16 protein-coding genes are annotated in these 21,608 nt (G+C 43.4%); 3 read left to right on the plus strand and 13 right to left on the minus strand.

Annotation, left to right across the window (positions count from 1 at the left end; all coding sequences use genetic code 11):
- Positions 1 to 255: 255 nt before the first annotated feature.
- Both V3C97_RS07485 and V3C97_RS07490 read right to left on the minus strand, forming a co-directional pair.
- Entirely contained in the window at positions 256 to 3,321 is a 3,066-nt protein-coding gene (locus V3C97_RS07485) for a mucin-binding protein (protein ID WP_338434165.1), read from the minus strand.
- Between the two features lie 422 nt (positions 3,322 to 3,743).
- Complete coding sequence (locus tag V3C97_RS07490) at positions 3,744 to 4,355, minus strand: sugar O-acetyltransferase (protein ID WP_338434166.1); 612 nt, start codon at positions 4,353 to 4,355, stop codon at positions 3,744 to 3,746.
- A gap of 121 nt (positions 4,356 to 4,476) precedes the next feature.
- On the opposite strand from V3C97_RS07490, the gene V3C97_RS07495 reads away from it, so the two are divergent.
- Positions 4,477 to 5,724 (plus strand): GNAT family N-acetyltransferase, encoded by a 1,248-nt coding sequence (locus tag V3C97_RS07495; RefSeq protein WP_338434167.1) that lies wholly within the window; start codon positions 4,477 to 4,479, stop codon positions 5,722 to 5,724.
- A gap of 212 nt (positions 5,725 to 5,936) precedes the next feature.
- On the opposite strand, the gene V3C97_RS07500 is transcribed toward V3C97_RS07495, so the two are convergent.
- The 5 genes from V3C97_RS07500 to V3C97_RS07520 form a co-directional block, all read right to left on the minus strand.
- Positions 5,937 to 6,701, minus strand: a complete 765-nt coding sequence (locus V3C97_RS07500) for an ABC transporter ATP-binding protein (protein ID WP_338434168.1) — start codon at positions 6,699 to 6,701, stop codon at positions 5,937 to 5,939.
- Positions 6,698 to 7,594: an ABC transporter permease gene (locus V3C97_RS07505; RefSeq protein WP_338434169.1), complete on the minus strand. Its 897-nt coding sequence runs from the start codon at positions 7,592 to 7,594 to the stop codon at positions 6,698 to 6,700. Before V3C97_RS07505 ends, V3C97_RS07500 begins: the two co-directional genes overlap by 4 nt.
- Positions 7,591 to 8,583, minus strand: coding sequence for a tryptophan ABC transporter substrate-binding protein (trpX, locus tag V3C97_RS07510; RefSeq protein ID WP_338434170.1), 993 nt, complete (start codon positions 8,581 to 8,583; stop codon positions 7,591 to 7,593). Before trpX ends, V3C97_RS07505 begins: the two co-directional genes overlap by 4 nt.
- 300 nt (positions 8,584 to 8,883) lie before the next feature.
- Positions 8,884 to 9,291 (minus strand): hypothetical protein, encoded by a 408-nt coding sequence (locus V3C97_RS07515; RefSeq protein WP_268889115.1) that lies wholly within the window; start codon positions 9,289 to 9,291, stop codon positions 8,884 to 8,886.
- A gap of 44 nt (positions 9,292 to 9,335) precedes the next feature.
- Positions 9,336 to 10,730 (minus strand): amino acid permease, encoded by a 1,395-nt coding sequence (locus V3C97_RS07520; RefSeq protein ID WP_338434171.1) that lies wholly within the window; start codon positions 10,728 to 10,730, stop codon positions 9,336 to 9,338.
- 115 nt (positions 10,731 to 10,845) lie between these two features.
- Here V3C97_RS07520 and V3C97_RS07525 point away from each other — a divergent pair, with 115 nt between their 5' ends.
- Positions 10,846 to 11,598 (plus strand): alpha/beta hydrolase, encoded by a 753-nt coding sequence (locus tag V3C97_RS07525; RefSeq protein WP_338434172.1) that lies wholly within the window; start codon positions 10,846 to 10,848, stop codon positions 11,596 to 11,598.
- Positions 11,599 to 11,745: 147 nt separating this feature from the next.
- Here V3C97_RS07525 and V3C97_RS07530 read toward each other — a convergent pair whose 3' ends face one another.
- The 6 genes from V3C97_RS07530 to adhE form a co-directional block, all read right to left on the minus strand.
- Positions 11,746 to 12,939, minus strand: coding sequence for an RNA-guided endonuclease TnpB family protein (locus V3C97_RS07530; protein WP_338434173.1), 1,194 nt, complete (start codon positions 12,937 to 12,939; stop codon positions 11,746 to 11,748).
- Complete coding sequence (gene tnpA, locus V3C97_RS07535; protein WP_338434174.1) at positions 12,939 to 13,337, minus strand: IS200/IS605 family transposase; 399 nt, start codon at positions 13,335 to 13,337, stop codon at positions 12,939 to 12,941. The genes V3C97_RS07530 and tnpA overlap by 1 nt, the downstream gene beginning before the upstream one ends.
- Positions 13,338 to 13,665: 328 nt before the next feature.
- Entirely contained in the window at positions 13,666 to 15,294 is a 1,629-nt protein-coding gene (locus V3C97_RS07540; protein ID WP_338434175.1) for a peptide ABC transporter substrate-binding protein, read from the minus strand.
- Between the two features lie 22 nt (positions 15,295 to 15,316).
- The gene (locus V3C97_RS07545; protein WP_278838167.1) at positions 15,317 to 16,213 is read right to left on the minus strand and encodes a proline iminopeptidase-family hydrolase; all 897 of its coding nucleotides are present in this window, start codon (positions 16,211 to 16,213) and stop codon (positions 15,317 to 15,319) included.
- Between the two features lie 438 nt (positions 16,214 to 16,651).
- Complete coding sequence (locus V3C97_RS07550) at positions 16,652 to 17,575, minus strand: IS30 family transposase (protein WP_003709292.1); 924 nt, start codon at positions 17,573 to 17,575, stop codon at positions 16,652 to 16,654.
- Between the two features lie 365 nt (positions 17,576 to 17,940).
- Positions 17,941 to 20,520: a bifunctional acetaldehyde-CoA/alcohol dehydrogenase gene (adhE, locus tag V3C97_RS07555; protein WP_338434176.1), complete on the minus strand. Its 2,580-nt coding sequence runs from the start codon at positions 20,518 to 20,520 to the stop codon at positions 17,941 to 17,943.
- A 244-nt stretch (positions 20,521 to 20,764) separates the two neighbouring features.
- Between adhE and V3C97_RS07560 the strand changes: the two genes are divergently transcribed.
- A complete protein-coding gene (locus tag V3C97_RS07560) occupies positions 20,765 to 21,346 on the plus strand; it encodes a L,D-transpeptidase family protein (RefSeq protein ID WP_278838165.1) in 582 nt (193 codons plus the stop codon).
- Positions 21,347 to 21,608: the final 262 nt, after the last annotated feature.

Raw genomic sequence — 21,608 nt, forward strand, 5'->3', positions numbered from 1 at the left:
GGGAGCATATCATAAATTTTTTCAAACGAATCGATTGTATCTTGAAATAAAAAATTCCCCATCCATTTTATGGATGAGGAATTGACCTTCACCAATACGATTTGACAAAGAGCCTCAATTTTAATTCATCACCGGCTTTTTATAGACTGAGTGTTTCACTAATCTCACACGTTAAATAAACAAAGATAATCTATAATTCTGTATAAATCACAGCATTAATTAGCTTTACTATTTCAATATAGTCTATTTGCAAAATTACTGTCTCTCACGTTTCTTCCAGCCTAAACCTAACATCCCGAGCGTAGCTGTTAAGACGCCTAAGATTCCTAAGCGGTTTTCAGCTTCTCCAGTATGTGGCAACTTTTGAGCCTGAGCTGATTGAACTACTGGCGCTGGAGCTTGGCTCCGAGTATTAACCGTTACATTGTCCTTGCCAGTTTTTGTTACCTGCTCTACGGTTTGTGGCTTTTGGTCCTGATCGTTAGTTTGTGGCTTTTGGCCTTGATCATTGTTTTGCTCTGGCGTAGTTGGCTTGTTAGCTGTATAGCTAATCTCAACAGTTGTATCCTGAGTGTCCCCGTTCACAGTAGTTTCATCAATTTGAGCTTTGTCTGGAGTGTAACCCTTAAATTCTGGAGCTGAGTATGTTTCCCACTTAGCAGTAGACCATTCACCCGCAGATTTGATTTCCCCAGTAGTTGCATCAAGAATCACTTCCCGTGTCAATGTTGCTTTTTGGATAACTGTTTGGTCAGTTCCGTTTGGCGCGTGGACAATAATTGTTCGAGTAATGTCCTTGGTTTCTTGCTTAACATCATCGACATAAACCTTGCGACTATCCTTAACTACTTGATTATTAGCATAAGTATGACTGTAAGTGACAGTGTATACCCCCGCCTTAGTCAAATCGACCTTATCAACCACAACAGCTGTAGCAACCCCTGGAGCTTGGTATTCATAACTAATATCCACGTCCGTCTTTGGCAACTTTTCTAGTTGATCGCGCGTCTTCCGCTGTCCTGCGTCATCAGCAGCATAAATCTCATCAATCATTGAAGTGGTGTCCCCTGGCTTAGCATTTGGATCTGCCACATAGTGTTGATCCTTATTTAAAATAATAGCAGGCACAGCTTGAACTTGGATTACCCAGATAGATGGGTCATTCAAGACAGGTCTATCATCATCAACACGTTTTGCCAGTGGCAGGGTGGTGTATGCATAGAATGGCATTTCCTGAGCTTTACCGTTGTTGTTAGCATACTTGACCGTGTAACCATGGTTAGCAAAAATTTCTTGAATTTTGCTTAGGTCAATAAAGTATTGCGCACTGCCATAAACAACCGATGGTAAGTCCCCTTTTGGTAGTGAATCCATATTGAATGATCCCTTATAGGTTGGGAAGTTGCTAATTTTAAGGGCATCCCACCCATTTGGCATATCTTTGGAAATTTCCTTAACGAGCTTCCAGTCTGATTGACCAGGTTGTTCCCCCATGAACTCAGTCGGAAGCATGACTACCTGCTTAACCTCGCTTAAGTCTTTGTAAACCTTGGTAAAGTAAAGATCTGCCCTGTTGCGGGTAAAGCCATTCCCATAATCATCAATGATTGATGCAAATGGCAGGGCATGGACCCGATCAGAAAGTTGCCCAATGTACTTAATCGGGATAACAAATTCTATTGTATCGTCCGGTTTAATGACGGTCCCCGTCAGGGAAATTTGGGTAGCTTGGTCCCCTACATTGTTGTGAGCCTTGAGATATTCTGCCCAACTATTATAATAAATACCTCTGTCACCGCCTCCATTAATAGCCCATTTATAGGACCAACCTTGTTGGCTCTTTAACTGCGGACCATCGGCGCCTAAACGACTAGTATCAATTGCGATTGTTTTACCATCAGCAAAGTTAGCCCATAACCCAGAGCCAACTTCCTTGTCACCATTGTGGTAGATCAGGTGGTATTCCAGGGTACTCAAATCGATTTGTTCCACGTTAATGATGGACTGCGACTTACCGTTAGCAGCTACATAGCCCGTCACATAAGTCTTACCATCTTTGCCCTTGGCAGTATAGTAAGCAATCGCTTCACCATGAACCATCTTGAGCCAGTCTGAAGTAGTGATCTGGGGATTATTGTAGATCCCAGTAGTAACAGTGTCTTTATCAGTTGTTGGTTTGGCTGGTATTTCGATTTGTTCTGGGTGTAATGTAGTAAATCCCAAATCTAACCCTGGATAGCCCTTGTATCCCTTGTAGTAACTAGCAAGGAAGATGTGTGTTGTCTGATTCTTATTCCCGACATATTTAATTGGAATAGTCACAGAAACAGTATCATTAGCTTCAATAGGATCTGTCATGTAGAAAGCTCCTACCTGGCTGATGTCTTTGCCCAATTCAACCATTCTTTCGTAATAATCATAGCTACCGCCGTCATGATTCAAACCAATTTGATATACCTTACCCGATTCACCGTATGCAACGATTCCATCAGCTCCAAGGCGACTGGTATCTACTTGAATTACATTTTTTTCCCAACCAAACATAGTAGCAATATTCTGTTTAGTATCAATATTTTCAAACATCAAATGAAATTCAAGACTATTAGGATCTAGCCGGTTGTCAACAAGTACTGATTTGAGTTTCTTTTGAGCATCAGCATATGAAGAAACATAAATCTTGTTATCCAAGCCTTTCACCGTGATGTAAATCTTCATTTTACCTTGTGGCAAATTCATCCATTCGTTTGCCAGGTTGTTCTTATCATTGATGATAGCCGTATCAATCGACTTATCCGGTGTTGTTGGGTCCGGACTTGTCGTTGTGGTTGCTGGCGCCGCTGCCGGTTTTACGTTCTTTTGAACTACAGCTGGTTTTGCCGGTTGGGCCGGTGTTGTTGTTTGGTCACTAGCTTTTTTTGTGCTAGTTGCGGCTGCTTTATCTGCTGGTTGTGCGGTGTTAGTTTGCGTATCCGTATTAGCCGCTTGCTGATTGTTTTGTTTAGCCGCATTGTCAGCTGGTTGGACTGGCGTTGCAGTAGTGTCTTTTCCAACTCCAGCTGTGGCAGTTGTGGGTGCAACACTGGACCGCAATGTGTATTCCGATCCCTGTCTTACTGTATCTTTACTATCCGTCTGCGCTGTGGTGCTTGGTGTAGTACCGCTGGCAACCGTGTTAGCTGATACTGCATGGTTGCTGTGCAGTAGGAAAGTAGTTCCTAATAAAACCGAAGCTACCCCTACAGACAACTTCCGTACGCCCCAACGTTGTTTTTGATCAGCAGCTTTTTGCTGATATAATTGGTGATTGTTTTTTGAAACCATATCTGTTCCCCCTAACCAATATACACCTAGAAATCACTAAAAATTTAGGAATATTTTCCCACTTTTAGCGTATCCTAGATAAAAATAATTTGAACGATATCAAAGTATGTATTGCTGTTTTTCTTTAAAAAATTCTTAAATACCGCTCATAATTTTAAAAATACACCCTAATTTTTAAAAAATCAAAAATTTTGCCTCAAAGTATTTTTATCTATAAACTACAATTGTCCTTTCTTGACTCACTAGTGCACCCACTATCGGGACAACGTTTGCGAAAAACACTTCACTAATATATGCATATATTATGGTATGCATAACATAAAAGTTACCCCGTGGCGAAAAATGCAATAAAAAACCACGAAGTTCTTTTCCGCGGAGCTTTTACTGCTCTCAGGATTAGAATCGTGGTTCCTTTTCATTACTTAATATGGCCAATCGGCTAAGCGGTCAGCTTCAGTAATCGTCCGCACAACCCGGGCTGGCACTCCTAACACCAGGGAATTAGGGGGCACACTCTTGGTCACCACAGCACCGGCGCCAACTACACTGCCGGCACCAATTGTTACCCCACCCAGGACAGTAACATTGCCCCCGAGCCAACAGTTGTCTTCGATCGTAATCGGAGCACCGTATTCATAGTCAAGCATCTTCCCCTGCCATTCACGGACATTCCGTTGTTCCGGAAGTAACGGGTGCTGGGGCGTCAAGAGACCGACGTTAGGGCCTAACATGACATTATTGCCGATCGTAACGGGACAAGTATCAAGCACGGTTAAATTGGTATTAGCATAAAAATAGTCACCAATCGTTGTAAACTGCCCATAGTCAAAATAGATTGGGCCTTGGAAATAAACATTTTGCCCGTGTTTTCCTAGTAATTGATCAACAATTGCATTCCGCTGTTCACGGTCAGTGTCATAGAGTTGGTTGAAGTCATGACACAGGCGGTGACTTCGCCGTGAAATTGCGTGAATTTCGTCTGTTGCTGGCGTATACGGTTTTCCCACCAGCATATTCTGGGTATTCTCTTCCATTACTTTCACCTCATTAGTTAATGATTATTTCTTCCTAATCCTAACACGGTTCACTGCTCCTGCCCATCCGGGCTGATTTCTTGTATACTAAGAACAAAGATTTTTCTAAGGAAGTGTTTTTATGGCAATTATCCGACTCCAACTTAAGCCAACCCTTGCACCTGAAATTGCTGTTGAGGCCCAGCACTTTTGTGCCTGGCTCAATGAAATGATTCCCCTTCCTGCCGACATCAAGCTCATTATCAAGGGGGACTTCACTTCAGCTACCACCCTCGTCAACCTTATTGCCCTTCAGGTAATTGCTCGCCGTGACACCTTAATGCACTCTGAGGCACTCTTTACCCCAGGGGAAGTCTGGACTTTAGCTGACGAATTACTCTACACCTATCAAGAAGATTATCCTGACTTTGAAGCAACTGATGATGTCCCAGCTGAACTGACCCCCCAACCAGCACCAATTTGGGTCCAGGTTGATCCAGCCATAACCAACGACGCCGTTAGGGCCGAATTGTACCGAACCGTCCAATGGTCTGAAACAACCGACCCTAGTATGCGGCCGATCACGGTTAATTTTTCCGCAACTGAACCGACTGCGGTTACTTTGCCAACTAACTCCCAACAGGACCTCCAGCTGACGGTAGCCGTTAACGCTCAGAATCTTGACCACACGCGGGTGGCCTTTTTCCAAGCCCTTGAACGCTACCGGGCATGGTTACAGGACCAGTTCTTTGGGACAACTGACCTTACAGTAGAAGAAAATGAAGCACTGATTACTGAAGGGGCTAATGAGAGCTTGGCAGAATATCACCACGCTTTTGCGCACGCCCTTCCCGCCCAGGGCGTCTATTTCCCGCCAACAGTTACAACCGAACGCTTAGTGTTGCGGGCTTTCAGCGAAGATGATGCGCCTGAGTTATATGAGCTGGCTAAAGACCCGGATATCGGCCCAATCGCCGGCTGGCCTGTTCATACTTCGGTGGCTAACAGCCGTGACAACATTACCGACTTTTTGCAAATTGAAGGCACCTATGCGGTCACTAACCGGCAATCGGGTAAATTACTCGGAGCCGTCGGCTTAAAATTAGGTGAAGATTCTGTCTCCCACTATGATGATGAACCTGAACTCGGCTATTGGATTGGCAAACCATACTGGGGCCAAGGCTTGATTCCCGAAGCGTCCCGCGCTTTAATCGATCTTGCCTTTAAGCAGCTACATTTCAAAACCATCTGGCTCTGTCACCGCGCTGACAACCCGCAGTCAGCGCGGGTGGCAGAAAAACTAGGTTTCACTCCCGTTTCAACCCGCCAAATCAAAGATCTTACCGGGAAGCTTGTTCCCGACGTAGTCAATGTATTACAGCATAAATAAAACAAATAACTATTAACAAAAAGAAACACTGGACAGAATTTTGTTCAGTGTTTCTTTTTTGAAAAATTTTTAGCACACCCAACCGTCCTTAGTCGATGAGACACGCAATATTGTACAATATGTGCTCTTGGGGCCTTTTATAAGTTAAAAAACTCCTGCCAGCACATATTTTACGATATGCCGGGTAGCAGAGTAAGTAAGCATCCTGGTCTTCAATCGGCAAAGTAGCGCAAAATTTCTTTTTCAGTTAGTTGTTGTTTGCCTTCGCCCCGCACATCCAGCACAACTTGACCAGCATTCAACACCAATAGACGGTTCCCATATTTCAGAGCATCTTTTAACTGGTGGGTGATCATGATACAAGTCAATTTCTCCTGGGCCACAACATCATCGGTTAACTGTAACAGGTCACGACTGGTATTGGGATCAAGTGCTGCAGTATGTTCATCCAGAAGTAATAGTTCTGGTCTTTGAATTGTTGCCATCAAGAAGCTCAATGTCTGTCGTTGGCCCCCAGACAAGTCACCCACAAATGTTTGCAGTCGCTCTCCCAACCCGTTTGGTAGTTGGGCCACCCGCTCCTTAAAGGCGGCCATCTGCCCTCTAAGATGACGCATCCGCAATCCACGCCGTTGCCCCCGCTTGGTAGCTAACAGGAGGTTTTCAGCCACCGTCATCCGGGGCGCAGTTCCCAGCTTAGGATCTTGAAAAACCTGGGCGATAAACTTCGCCCGTTTGACTTCGGACATCCCCGTCAAGTCTCGCCCTTGGAGTAAGACCTGGCCACTGGTCGGCTGCAGAGTTCCGTTGATTACGTTCAAGAGTGTCGATTTGCCCGCACCATTAGTTCCTAGTAAAGTAATGAAGTCTCCCGGCATAATTTTCAAATTAATATCTTGAAGAATAGTTTTTTCTTCTTTAGTACCAAGGTTGACCCGGGTAGAAATATTTTTTAGTTCCAATAACGCTTCCCTCATGGTCGTTCAACCCCCTTGTGCAGTAATTGTTTCACGTGAAACTTTGCTTGCAATAGCGGTAACATCAGACAAACTGCCAAAATCACCGCAGATAACAACTTGAAATCATTGGTATTGAAGCCCAACTGAAGAACTGCTAATAAAATCAGCCGGTAAAGAATACTCCCGACGACCACTGCTACTAACCGGGCTGTCAAACTTAATTCGCCATAGGCTACTTCACCAATGATGATTGCGGCCAGGCCGATAACAATTGTCCCAATCCCCATATTAACATCTGCATAACCACCGTTTTGTGCTAGTAAACCGCCGGCTAGGCCGATCAACCCATTGGCTAACATCAAGCCCAAAATCTTCATCATATCGGTATTGATCCCCAAAGACCGGGCCATCTTTTCATTATCACCCGTGGCAATAAACGCCTGGCCCAAATCTGTGTTTAAGAATAAAGCTAGGCCCACGATCGCCACCACTGCTACGACCAACCCCACGATAACACTAGCAAAACCCTGGGGGAGTTGTTGTAAATGCGGTAAATTCAGTAAGGTTGCCCGGTTGAGCAAGCCGACATTGGCTTTGCCCAGAAGACGCAAGTTAATGGAATATACCCCGGTCATGGTCAGAATTCCAGCCAATAAGATCGGAATGCGGCCCTTGGTATAGAGCAAACCTGTTACCAAACCCGTTACCATTCCCGCCCCACAAGCCAAGAGGGTTGCTAAGAACGGATTAACGCCATGAACTAAGGCTTCGACACAAACACACGCCCCAAAAGGAAACGTTCCTTCCACCGTCATGTCTGGAAAATCTAGGATGCGAAAAGTTAAAAACAAGCCTAAGCCTAAAATCCCCCATAATAATCCCTGTCCGATCGTCGATGTTACCATACTCATTGGATAATCTCCCCTCTCTTTTCTGCCGCGTCAACATACCGCTGTGGAATTGTCAGTCCTAGCTTCCGAGCTTGCTTGAGGTTGATTGTCGTATCGACTTTTTTAGTCTGTTCAACTGCCATGGTTGCGGGTTTTTCCCCGCGAAGAACTCGGGCAACCATCTTCCCGGTCACCACACCCATATCAAACTGACTAGAGCTAATGGTTGCCACACCAGCGGGCTTCATCATCGTTGCCACTGCAGGAAAAAGCGGAATCTTTGCCCCATCAACTGCTTTAGCTAAGGTCATAATCCCAGAAGCAACTGTATTATCTGTCGGCACATAAACTGCTTCGACTTGGCGCACCATGGTTTCTGCTGTTTGACTGATATCATTGGTTGACGTAATGGTGAAGGATTTTACGGTTACGCCATGGGCTTCCATCAATTTTCTGAATTCCTGATATTCAGCAGTTGACGAATCATCACTTGATGTATGCAGGACACCAATTGTTTTCAAATTTGGCATAATCGCCCGGATCATTGCAACCTGCTGCGCGACTGGTTCTTGTTCTTTAGTTCCCGTCACTTTGCCTCCAGGATGTTGCAAGCTTTTTACCAAGCCTGTTCCTAATGGATCACTGATCCCCCCCATAACTACCGGGGTTGCCGTAGTTTGGTTAGCCAACGCCTGGACGGCAGGGGTCGCAATTCCCACCGTTACACGGGCATTTTTGTTCATAAACTTATCCGCCATTGATTTGAGGTTACTTTGATCGCCCTGGGCATTTTCAACGTCCAAGACCACGTTTTTCCCATCAACATACCCTTCTGATTTCAACCCTGCAATAATGCCTTTCCTGATCTGGTCTAGCGCCGGGTGACTTAGGGTCTGCAAGACCCCCACAACAGGTCGCTTTTGTTGGGCAGTTTGTGCCTGGTGTTCACTGACAAAAGCAAACCCCAATACACCTAACAAGACAATGATGGTTGTAATTAATCTTTTCACTACTATCTCCCCTTCTTTTAAATCTCTTCCTGACCAGATCGTGGTATAAAAAAAGGCACCACCCTTTTACTGCAGGTGATGCCTAAAAAGCAAAACCCGCACGGGTAACATCCGTGCGGGCATGAAGATTTACCGGCACAGATACGATCTGGTGGGTCGTATCTGCGCAATGCAATACAACCCTAGTGCCGGCTTTGCCAACGATAGTTTACTTGTGGTTGTAAATTATTCATGGTAAATCTCCTTTCCGAATAAGAATTATTTTGAGTATAAGCTGATTCTTAGTCCCTGTCAACCAACTTAATCACTAATTTTACGCTTCTGCCATCGATAATAAGCTTGGGCAAAAATAAAGTAAGCCAAGACCATTACCAACACAGCTGCCCCGTTTTGAAGCATATTGGCTGAATCATGAAACGGAAAATAATATCCGCCTAAGTATAGTAACGCCGCCAGAACTTTCCCCATGTTGTTGGCTTCCAACTGGAGTAAAGCTTCACGTTTATTGGCGGTTAATTGAGTTCCCTGTTGCAGACGGTAACCGTGCAGTGTCACTCCGTTTTGCAACGCAAAACTCAAGTCCACCAACACGATAAATGCAGTGTAGATGTTGAGCCGGTAAATGCTCGCTCCGAGCACTACTAGATCCAACAATAGCATCAGCCAATTGTACCGTGGTGTAAGGATCGCTTTAATTCTATTGTTCACTCTAATCCCCTATTTCTTAAATGTATTATAGTCCTATTCTAACATTAATCTGCCCTACTGCTCCGCTGGCGCGTCAGCATGTAGTGCCCTGATAATACCAACAGGAACACTGCTCCGACCGTGACTGAAACCCGCGTTTCGGGATTGATGAACATAAAGACAACGATCAAGATTAAAAAGATGATCGCAATGTAGTTAGATAGCGGATAGAGGGGCATCTTAAAGGGATGGTCTGCCATTGCTTCTTGGTTCTGCCGCCGAAAACGCAGTTCTGACAGTAAAATCACAAACCACGGCACCATCCCTGGAAGCACGCTTGAACTGTACACAATCACAAAAAGATCCCCGGCCGTTTTACTCCAACTTGTCACTACTAGGTTCAAAATAAAACCAATGAAAATCCCCGCCGCAATCGCATAAATTGCAACATTAGGGACTAAATGCTTAGATAACTTTTTAAAGACCGCTGGAGCTTCATGATCATGGGCTAATTTGAACAGCATGCGGCTAGCACTATAAACCCCGGAGTTAGCTCCTGACATAGCTGCCGTTAGGACCACAAAGTTGATAATGCCGGCGGCTGCAGTGATCCCCACTTTGGAGAAAGTCTCCACAAATGGTGAGCCAACTGCCTTAAGCTGATTCCATGGGTAGATTGTCACGATCACAAAGATCGCCCCAATATAAAAGATCAAGATCCGCCAAACGATGGACTTAACCGAAGCCACAATTGCATGCTTCGGTTCAGCCGCTTCGCCAGCAGTAATCCCGAGCAGCTCGATCCCTTGATAGGAACCCACAATGATTGACATCGAAAAGATGAAGCCCTTGAGGCCACCAGGGAAAAAGCCGCCATGACGCCAAAGGTTAGCTAAGCCCAGTGGGTGCCAGTTATTGCCTAAGCCGGCAAAAATTACCAACAAGCCTAAAACAATCATCATGATAATTGTTACGACCTTTATCATCGCAAAATAAAATTCCAGAGTTCCGTAAGCTTTCGCCGAGGCAATGTTAGCCAAAGTCAATATGATAATCACCGCTATCCCCGAAACCCATGTTGGTAACTTAGGCCACCAATAATTTAAATATTCGCTAGCAGCAATGACTTCTGAAACACCTACGACAATGTACTGAAAAACATTGCTCCATTTAGTAAGATACCCGGCCAAAGGGTGAATATAGTCGGTTGCATAATCCGCAAATGAACCTGTTCCAGGATTGAGATAAATCATCTCTCCCAATGCCCGCATGATCATGTACAGGAGTACACCAACAATAGCATAAGCGAGAAGAACGGATGGTCCGGTCCACTTAATGGTTGAGGTGGAGCCCATAAATAATCCCACTCCGATTGTCCCACCTAGAGCAATCATTTCCATTTGTCCAGATGTCAGCGTCCGCTTCAGCGATATATGATTAGGCTGTTTTTTCTCTCCCATGCTAGTCCTCCTATTTTCTTTAATAATATTTTTATTTTTACCATAGTCGTCTCATTATTTCAATTCCACTTCCGTAATAGATAGGATATAATTTGAAAAAAGGAGGCAAGATGTGATGGACGAGGTAGTAACACTTTATAACGCTGGACAAGCGCTTCGGGGAATTATTGAATATCCCCCAACACCAAGCGATACTGCAGTTATCCTTTTTCACGGTTTCAAAGGCGATCGTGGCTACCAACCGGACGACCTCTTATCCCAATTAAGCCACGCTTTGGTGGCTAGTGGTTTCACCACGGTCCGGTTTGACTTTTCCGGTCGGGGTCATAGTGAGGGAAGCTACCAAGAAATGACTATTCCCCAGGAAATAAGTGAGGCGGACACGATCCTCACTTATACCCGCCAATTACCTGGTATCAAGCATATTTACCTACTGGGACACTCACTTGGTGGTGTTATTGCCGGTATGCTAGCGGGCTACTATCATGATTGGATTGACCGCTTAGTCCTGCTTGCCCCGGCGGTTAGCGTTAAAGAATTTGCCCGTCAGGGCCAGATCTGGCAAAGCAGGTTTGACCCCTTCCATATTCCCGAGCAAATCATGATCGACAACGTTCTAATGGACGGAAGGTTTCTTCGGACCGCGCAAACCTTGCCGATTATGGAAACAACTGCACAGTTTTCTGGACCCATGTTAGTTATCCATGGGACAGATGATGTAGTGATCCCCGTCAGCGCGGTCAAAGAATACCAACGGTACTGCATGAACTGCGAAGTCCACCTCGTTCGGGGCGGAAGTCATACTTTTAAAGGAGAGAACCGTTCGTTAGTTGTCCAGCGCGTGACAGAGTTTTTAAGTAGAAATTGAACTACCCCAACTTAACCTAAAACTTCGTTTTTTAACGGTTTGAAGTTGGGGATTCTGGGAACACAGCAAACTTGCCAGTCTAGCTTTTCACTAAGTCGGTAGCGGTCACTGCTTTGTTACCACGGTACGTTCCATACCGTTTTATTATTAGGCTAGAGTTTCTAATCCTCTAGCTAAGATATTTTTAGCTGCATTAACATCTCTATCGAGATGTGTATGACAATTAGGACAATCCCATTCACGAGTATTTAGCCACTCATTTTGAGTCAGGTTATCAATCTCGTGATTTTTTTGTTTACATTCATGACAAATACGACTGGTATTTTTAGGATCTACAATGATTAATTGTTTACCATACCATGCACATTTGTACTTTAATTGACTAACTAGAATACCCCAAGCAGCATTAGCAATTGAAGCTGATAGATGATGATTTTTCATCATGTTTTTAACACTCAGATTTTCAACTACAATTACATCATATTGCTTAACTAACTTAGTTGTTAGTTTATGAAGATTATCTTTTCTGCGGTTAGCAATCTGTTTCTTAATTTTAGCAACCGTTCTTCTAGCCTGTTGGTATCTAAGAAATTGAGTTAGTTCAGTTCTAGGGAACAAAGCTTTTTCATGTTTATCAAAAGCTATCGCTTTTTTAGCATTTTCATAACGTCTAGACTTTTTACGTTCCCAAATTCTCAATTTCTTATTGAGTTTATCACTAGTTTTAAAAATATCTTCTTTTTGACCATCAGAAGTAATACTTAAATTCCTCAATCCTAAATCAATACCGACAACTTTTTTAGTTTTTTCGAAAACTTGGTTTTCGTTTTCTACTAAAACACTAGCTTCATATTGATTCCTTGAATTGACACGAACGGTAACTGCCTTAATTTTACCGTTTAAAATCCTACCACCTCTAAAATACACTAAGCCAAGCTTAGGTAGTTTAATATGATGGTTATCTACAACTTGAATGTTATTATTAACAAATTTAGAAGTGTAGCTTTGAGTGGCATTCTTTTTTGACTTAAATTTAGGAAAGCCATTTTGTAGACTAGGGTTAAAAAATCTTTGAAAAGCATCATCCAAATCACGATTAGCCATTTGTAAGGAAGTAGACTCTGCTTGTTTTAACCAAGGAAACTCTAGTTTCATAGCTCTTAGCATATTATTCATAGCAAAAGCATTTTGAAATCGTGCTTGCTTATTGTTTTTATAGCGTTCAATGTGCATATTAAGCATTTGATTCCATACAAAACGAACACAACCAAAATTAACGTGCATTTGAGTGCGTTGAGTTTTATTCGGATATAGTCTTAATTTGAACGCTTTTAAAACCATTATTTTTGTCCTTGCCTTTCAATATATTTTTTAATTACGTCGATTGAAACTCCACCAGTTGAAATTAAGCAATAGCTTTTTGCCCAAAAGGCATCTTTCCAAAGATATTGTTTAATTTCAGGGTAATTCTTTTTAACTAGTCTTGAACTAGCTGATTTATAAGCATTAATGAATTTCGCAGGAGCAATCTGTGGATTGCATTTAAACAGAACGTGAACATGGTCTTTGTCATGATTCCATTCTTTTAATTCAATTCCATATGGAACTCCAATCCGTTCAAAAGTAGCTCTTAAATAACCTGAAATTTCATCAGATATTACTTTCCTTCGATATTTAACTACCATTACTAGATGATAGTTAATAGAGTATACTGAATGTTGATTTTTATCTAATTCCATAATTTATACCCCTTTGTTATGTTATATACTGATAATAATATCTGAGTTAAAATGACGCAAGAAAAAAAGCACTTTTAGTGCTTCAGAACAGAGCGATTCATCCACCACTTATAGAAGTGGTGGTATTCTCGCTATTTTAGGATAAAGGGAAATAGCCCTTGGGGCAAGGCGGGTGAGCTAAGCTAGGACGATGGCTGGCGCCTAGTGGCAGCCTGAGTTCGTACTTAGCTACTAGACTTGCGGCTATTTTCCGCGTTATTACTGCATAAAACAAGGCTGGTGAGAAAACAAAATTTTCTCCCAGCCTTTTTAGTAATTTTAAATTTGATTATTTGGTGAAGGATGCCCGTGTATAATCTGTTTCACCAACTGAGTGCCACAATACACCCTTAACCTTAGGGTTAACTAAGTGACTTTCAGTCATTGTATACAGTGGAACTACTGGCATATCTTGGTTCAGTTGCTCTTGAGCAGCCCGCATATTTGCCCAGTACTTCTTTGGATTAGTCCCGTTAACGCCCTTAGCATCAACCAGTTGTTGATTGTAGTTATCGTTTGCATACTTACCATAGTTTTGGGGGTTATTCTTAGTTAATACATCAAAGTCACTGACTGGATCAGCAAAGTCCGCTAACCACAGAGCACTCTGCATATCAAAGTTCCCGTTAGCCAAACGATCGCTAACTTCCTTGGATGGAACAGCGTGAACTTCAACGCTAGCCCCCGCTAACTTAGATTCAACCTGTGATTGTACAAATTGGCCGACATTCTTGGTAACTGTCTGGTCATCACTGACTAAAGTCAATTTAACTTTCTTTTGTCCGAGCTCTTTCAACCCTTCTTGCCATAATTGCTGCGCCTTTTTTACATTGTATGTTTCTTTAGGAGCTGTTTCCTTGGCAAAATCTTTCCCTGTCGTCGGATCAACCGCCAACCGAGGGGCAACATACGTTGACGCTGCCTGAGAGCCGTCACTCAAAACCTTCTTTGCCAAACTGTCTTTATTTAAGACCAAGAACAATGCCTGGCGTAATTTGGCATTTTGGAAGGCCTTATTGTTTGCTAAGTTCAGCCGCAAATAGTATGTTCCTGCCCGATATACGTGCCGTAAATTCTTATCCTTTTGCAGACCTTGAGCAGTCGTCCCAGTGATCTGGGCATCATCGAGCTGTTTTTGTTGGAATAACTGATGAGCCGTATTAGCATCCTTTACCACCCGCATATTCATTTGTTTTAAGTGGATATCTTTCTTATCATAGTAGTATTTATTTCTGACTAATTTCCAGGAGTCATTGCTTCCCGTCCAACCTTTAACCTGGAACGGCCCATTAGCAACCATATTTTTGCTGTTAGTCCCATATTTGCTTCCCACTTGTTTTACCATGCGTGTATTTTGAGGGAAGAAGGCTGGCAAGACCATCATGCGGCTAAAGTATGGCATCGCATATTCCAAGTCGACCCGCAACGTGTGCCGGTCAAGGGCTTTTACCCCTAAGGCTGAAGTTGGCATCTTCCCAGTTGAAACTTGTTCAGCATTCTTGATCCCCGTGAAGATATAATTATATCCTGACTTTGCAGTTGGTCCAGCTGACCGCCGCCATGAATTGACAAAGTCTTGGGCAGTTACAGGATCACCATTTGCCCACTTAGCATTTTTACGCAGATGGAACACATAAGTCTTCCCATTATTGGATGGTTTAACTACTTTAGTGGCCATCGCAGGGGCTGGATTGCCTTTTTTGTCTGCGCGATAAAGTCCTTCCATGGTTTGTTCCAAAACATTCCATTGAGCTAGATTGGCAACATTTGAATTGTCTAGTGATTGGACATCCCCGGTTAACATCAACCGTAGAGTATTGTCGTTATTGGCTGTGGTATTCTTACTGGAGCAAGCGGCTAGTGCTAAAGCACTCAAGGCCACTGTTGCCCCCATCGCTGCTACTTTTGTTAATTTCATCTTTCTCTCCCCTTTTCTCTAACTAAAATTCGTTGTGTTCAACTTGACGTAAAAAATGTTTCAACGTTGCAAAAAATGCTGCTGGGTTATCTATTTGGTGACCATGTCCACCATCAGGGGTCAGGACTAGTCGTGCATGGGGCAATGTCTCTTTCATTCTTTGAGCTGCATCCAGTGGCATCGTATCGAATTCTCCGAAAGTCAACAGAGTTGGGGTAGTTACCTGATGCAAGTCAGCCCGTCGGTCCCAGCCGTTAAGGGTTCCCACCATCACAAACTCATTATTTCCCTGGAAATAATTGTAAACAGCCGTTGCCTTCTTGCTAACAGTACGAACTTTGTTCTGTGGGTGGCGGACCACATACAGGCTATATAAACGGTCCAGTAATTCCTGGTACATAGGATCGTCAAAGTTCTCTTCATCTTCAACTTGTTTCATGTATTTTACTTCGCGTGGAGTAAGTTCTTTGTTCCGCAAATAATTGATATGCGTTGTGTATTCCGCGATATTGTCGATCATGCTCATGATGACAAGTCCTTTGAGATGGTCTCCATACTTTAAGGCATATTCTTGTGCAAGTAATCCACCCCAAGAATGTCCTAGCAAATAGAAGTCCTCTAAGCCTAGCTTCTGACGTACTTCTTCCAGCTCAGACAAGTAGTAATCAAGGGTCAGATAATGTTGGTTTTCTGGTAACGAAAAATCAGGTTGGTCTGAATAATACGAACCCAATTGATCATAAGTGTATACAGTAAATTCATCACCTGGAAGGTTAGCCGCAAAATTGTCAAATCCTTCGTGGTTTCCTCCTGGTCCGCCATGGACACACAAGAGCTTAATTGCGCCATGACCTTCTTTCCGTGTAAACAAATGATACCCATTGTCCAGTGCCAATAAGGTTGTTCCTTGATGCTCCATAGTCAAAATTCACCTCATTAAAAATAATTCGATTTTAGAATGAAGTAAGATCTGGATAAAGAAAAAAGCCCTACGGAAACAATGTTTCCATAGGGCTTTTCAGCGGTACCACCTATTTTTAAGTTATGCCAACATTACTGACCATAACTCATCTCATCACGTGTGGCCCATCCTGGTAGGTTGACAGGCGATACGTTAGCGCTATAAAGGGCGCCCCCTGGAACTGCTAATGTCACAGTCCCGGCTCAAAGGTGATATTCGTCAACCGCCGTGTAATTTCTTCACACCAACCAGAAACTCTCTTGCTACCTGGCGGAGGACTACTGTCCTTATCTCAGCTATCTCATTCTATTCTAATGTCGTTGCCATAATATTATCACTATTTTATTATGTGTCAACTATTAATTTGGTAGATTGCAATAAATAACTTGAACAAATTTAATGACGCAGATTAAGCAAAAAGATCTCAATTGGAGTTCGCCAGTTCAAACATTTGAGTGGCCGTGAATTCAGATACCAGTTAATCTGAATCAATTCATCATCACTAATCTCTTCAATTGGCTGACCCTTAGGAATAAATCGCCGTAACACTCGATTACGATTCTCATTACTACCACGTTCATGCGGAGAATAAGCATGGGCAAAGTACAACGGCACGCCGGTATTTTTCTCAATTGATTGGTAGTTGGCGAACTCTTTCCCGTGATCAACCGTCAGTGTCTTGAGATTAGTTCCTAATTGATTAGCTAACTCAAGGATAGCCTTAGTCATTGAAGTGCTATCTCGTCCACCAAGCCGTTTAACGATAGTAAGGCGACTCTTGCGTTCGACAAACGTGGCTACTGCTTGACCTTTGCGCTTGCCAGATAAAACTGTATCAGCTTCAAAATGGCCTGCAATATTACGATCAGAAGCTTCAGCTGGACGATCTTCAATCGAACGACCATGACTGAAAGTCCCACGGGTTTCTTTAGCACGCTTACGACGAATACCATGGTCAGGTAAATCAGTCATCCGAATATCTAGAAGTCCTTGATCGACCCAGTTATAGATAGTCTTGTAGGCGATCCTAACCACATGGGCTACTTGTTCAATTGACCATTTCTGAATCTTGATCTTGTCTTCGATTAGTCGCTTGAGGTTAGCCGTTAATGAGCATTTACGACCACGATAACTAAGTTTAGTTTCGTGGTCGGCTTGCGCACTAGTCGCATGGTATTCACCCTTTAACCGGTGAATTTCATTAAAGATAGTAGTCTTACTAAAGCCCAGGTAATCAGCGATATATCGAAGAGATCGCTTTTCATGACGAAGCGTTTCGATGACAATGCGGTCTGAAAATGATAAGATAGTGGTGCCCATAAAGGTCCTTCTTTCTAATGGAATGTTGTAACGACACCATTAAAGACCTTTATGGGTTTTTCTGTCCACTAAAATGTTCAACTTAAATTTTACAATCTGCCATTTAAAAAAGTTTCTTTTGTGATTAAATGCAAAAGTGTGCAAAAAACAACCCTTGCGACAAATCGTTTAACCCAGTTAGGGACCATGGATTGCACTAAGTACGGCAACCTTCGCTTATATTTGAGCTCCTAAATTTATGTTTCTCCCCCACTATCCGTGTACTATCAGCGAATAAATAATAAGACTGGAAGAAAACGTTGTTTTCTCCCAGCCTCTGCATTGTTCCCAGTTACTTTATGTATTTCCTGGGAAATATTTACTTTTTAATAACATGCCCGCATTAATTCTTCTAACTGTTTAATCAACGGTGCCACCGGATTAGTAACCGTATTTTGATTGCCATATGCTTCAACTGCTAGGTCATGGAGGCGGTCTTCAAATTCTTGTTTGTCTACTCCATAGTTCCGTAGCCGCAATTTGATTCCAACTGCATGGGCTAAGTCACGGACAGCCGCAACTAAAGCTGCAATTGCTTCTTGGTTGTTCCGTCCCCCTAATCCCAGGGTCTGAGCAATTTCTGCATAGTCACTATCAGCGCGATAAACCGCATAGTGGGGCCAGATAGCTAACTTTTGGGGTTTACGTGCATTAAAGGCGATAACATGGGGCAAAGCAATCGCATCGCCGATTCCACTCGGTACAGCAAATGCCGCCCCGAGAGTGTGGGCTAGTGCATGATCAATTCCTAAAAAGGCGTTAGCATATGCCATCCCGGCAAGCGTGGCTGCATTGTGCATCCGGCTACGTGCTTGGCGATCACCATGATAAGAAGCTTCTAAATTAGCAAAGATCAACTTAATTGCTTGCAATGACCAACCGCGGGTAAAATCTGTCGCCATCGTTGAAACATATGACTCCAGCGCATGGGCCAACGCTTCAAAGCCCGACCTTGCCACTAGGTCTGAAGGCATTGTGGCAACAAACTGATCATCCACAATCGAAACATCCGGACTCAAAGCATAGTCACAGAGAGGATATTTAATGCCCGTTTGCCCATCCTTAATAATTGCAAAAGGCGATACTTCAGATCCTGTCCCCGATGTAGTTGGGATGCAAACCAACTGCACATCATGGTGCTTAGGAAAGCGAACAACCCGTTTTCTGATGTCAAGAAACTTTTGGCGGGCTTCCGCAAAAGTCATTGTTGGATTTTCATAAAATAGGCGCATGGCTTTGGCAGCATCCATTACTGAGCCCCCACCCAGCGCAACAATTACATCTGGTTTAAAAATCTGCATCCGCCGCACACCATCAGCTACAACCTCTGTTGTTGGGTTGCTAGTAACTGCTTCGAACACTTCATAAGCTTTAGCTCCACGCCGGTTACTGATAATATCTGTGATCTCAGTTGCAAAGCCTTGGTCAACAATTCCCTGGTCTGTTACCACAAAAAAACGTTCAACATCCGGCATATGGCCTAAATAGTTGGCAGCGTCATGTTCAAAATATGTTTTAGAGGGAACCTTTACCCATTGCATATTATCCCGTCGCATCGCAACAGTCTTGATGTTCAAAAGATCCCGTGCCGAAATATTATGTGAGATAGAGTTTGCCCCGTAAGACCCAGTCCCCAAGGTTAAGGATGGTGTCATGTTATTGTAAAGGTCGCCAATGCCTCCCAGTGCGGACGGATGGTTAACAATAATCCGACAAGCCGACATCGCTAAAGCAAACCGTCTAATCAATTCTTGATCTTCTGTATGGATAGCAGCAGTATGTCCCCGCCCCCCGTAATTTAAGAGCTCAGTACACAGTTCAAAGGCATGGGCTTGGGTCTTAGCACGATACATCGTAAAGACTGGTGATAGTTTTTCGGCTGATAGGGGATAATCACGCCCCACCCCAGTGAGTTCTGCCACCAAAACCTTAGTCGTAGCTGGAACCTTGAGGCCGCACATTTCTGCAATTTGCACTGCTGACCGCCCAGCAATTGGTCCTTGCACGGTCCCCCGCTTTGGGTCAATAAAATGTTCGGTAAACGTAGCTACTTTATCGGCAGGAATAAAGTAGCATCCCCAATCTTTGAACAAGGCTTTAACCTGTGCATAAACGCTATCGTCAACCACAACAGAATTTTCTGAAGCACAGACCATTCCGTTATCAAAGGTCTTAGATAGCATAATGTCATAGACTGCCCGCTTGAGATCTGCCGTCTGTTCAATATAGGCAGGACCATTTCCTGGTCCCACTCCCAGGGCCGGCTTACCGGTTGAATAAGCTGCCTTGACCATCCCAGGACCCCCTGTGGCTAAAACAAGTTGCACATCAGGATGATTCATCAGGGTTGAAGTTGCAGCTAAACTAGGTTGACTAATCCACTGAATAGCATTCCGCGGGGCCCCAGCTTTTTCGGCTGCCGCCGCTAAAAGCTCGGCTGTTTTAACACACGCCTTTTGTGCTTGGGGGTGGAATCCAAAAATAATCGCATTCCGTGTTTTGAGGGCGATCATGGCCTTAAAAATCACAGTTGATGTCGGGTTGGTCACCGGAGTAACACCAGCAATGACACCCACTGGTTCAGCAATTTTGAGTAATTCTTTTTCTTTATCTTCAGCAATGATTCCGACCGTCTTTTCGTGGCGCAAACTATTCCAGATATTCTCACTGGCAAACATGTTTTTAGTTGTTTTATCTTCAACGATACCGCGCCCCGTTTCTGTTACTGCCATCTGAGCTAGTTCATAGGCGTTTTGTTCACCTGCTGTCGCTAAAGCTTGGCAAATTTGGTCGACCTTATCCTGACTAAAATCTGCCATCTGGGCTAGTGCTTCGTGCGCTTGTTCTACTAAGTGATCAATCATAGTTGTGACATCCATCTGTGGTTGTTCATTTCCTGCTGTCATCGGTATAACCCCCCTGGTCATTCGTTTGTGAATTATTTAACAAATTAAGTATACCTGATTATCGCAAAAATGAAAGCGCATTTTTAATTTTCACAAACTTTGTGGAAGGTGCAACCCTTATTTCCACGCGGAAGAAAACGATTTCTTTAAATGATTTGTGAAATTTAGCGAATTTCCTATTCCACCACAACCAGTAAGTTTAAGCTATAATTAAAGTAAATTATATGATTCGGAGTGAAGTAGCATGCGCAAACATAATCGTCCTCGGCGACGCGGATTAATTGGACTCTTTCTGTTAGTCATTGTTATCCTGGGCGGAGTTTGGCTTTACCAGCGTGACCCACTTGCTTTACCTTACGAAGCACGCAGAATGCGCCCCTTAACAACTAAGAGTTGGCAACAATCATCTATGACCAAAGATTACCCCAACCTCAGTCAACATCCTAATATGTGGATTTTAGTTTCGACTAAGCGGCAACGCGTATATCTTATTGACGGTCATAAAACAATCTATGAGATGTATTGTTCCACTGGTGCTAAAAACCAAGCAACTCCAACCGGGACCTTTCACATTCAAGGAGAACGGGGCCAATCTTTCTTCAACCCTTCGTCTGGCGAAGGTGCCAACTTTTGGGTATCATTCAAAAATCACGGCGAATATCTTTTCCATTCTGTCCCCATTAATGACCAGGGACAATACATTGTCGCTGAAGCCCAAGACTTAGGCAAGGTTGCCCGTTCACACGGGTGCGTGCGACTTTCGATTCCTGATGCACAGTGGTTCTTCCAAAACATCCCTTATAACACTAAAGTGGTTATTCGCTAAAAATGCGGAGTGGGAAATCACCTTTGTGGCACAGCGCTTGTCCAAGCTAAGATAATAGTTTGACACAAATTGCGGTGACCTACGTATATACTGGCCCCCCTAATTTCCCACATTATTTATGTGACATGACGCATAAAAAGAGGCTGAAGAAACAACTTTTTAGATGAAATTATAGCAATGACAACAAAAAGCACTAGAAATCAACGTTTTCAGTAACGTAGTTTCTAGTGCCTTTTAAATTTATAGCCCTTTTTCTCAGCCG

This window comes from Ligilactobacillus saerimneri, from assembly GCF_036689625.1.
GTDB classification, from domain to species: domain Bacteria; phylum Bacillota; class Bacilli; order Lactobacillales; family Lactobacillaceae; genus Ligilactobacillus; species Ligilactobacillus saerimneri.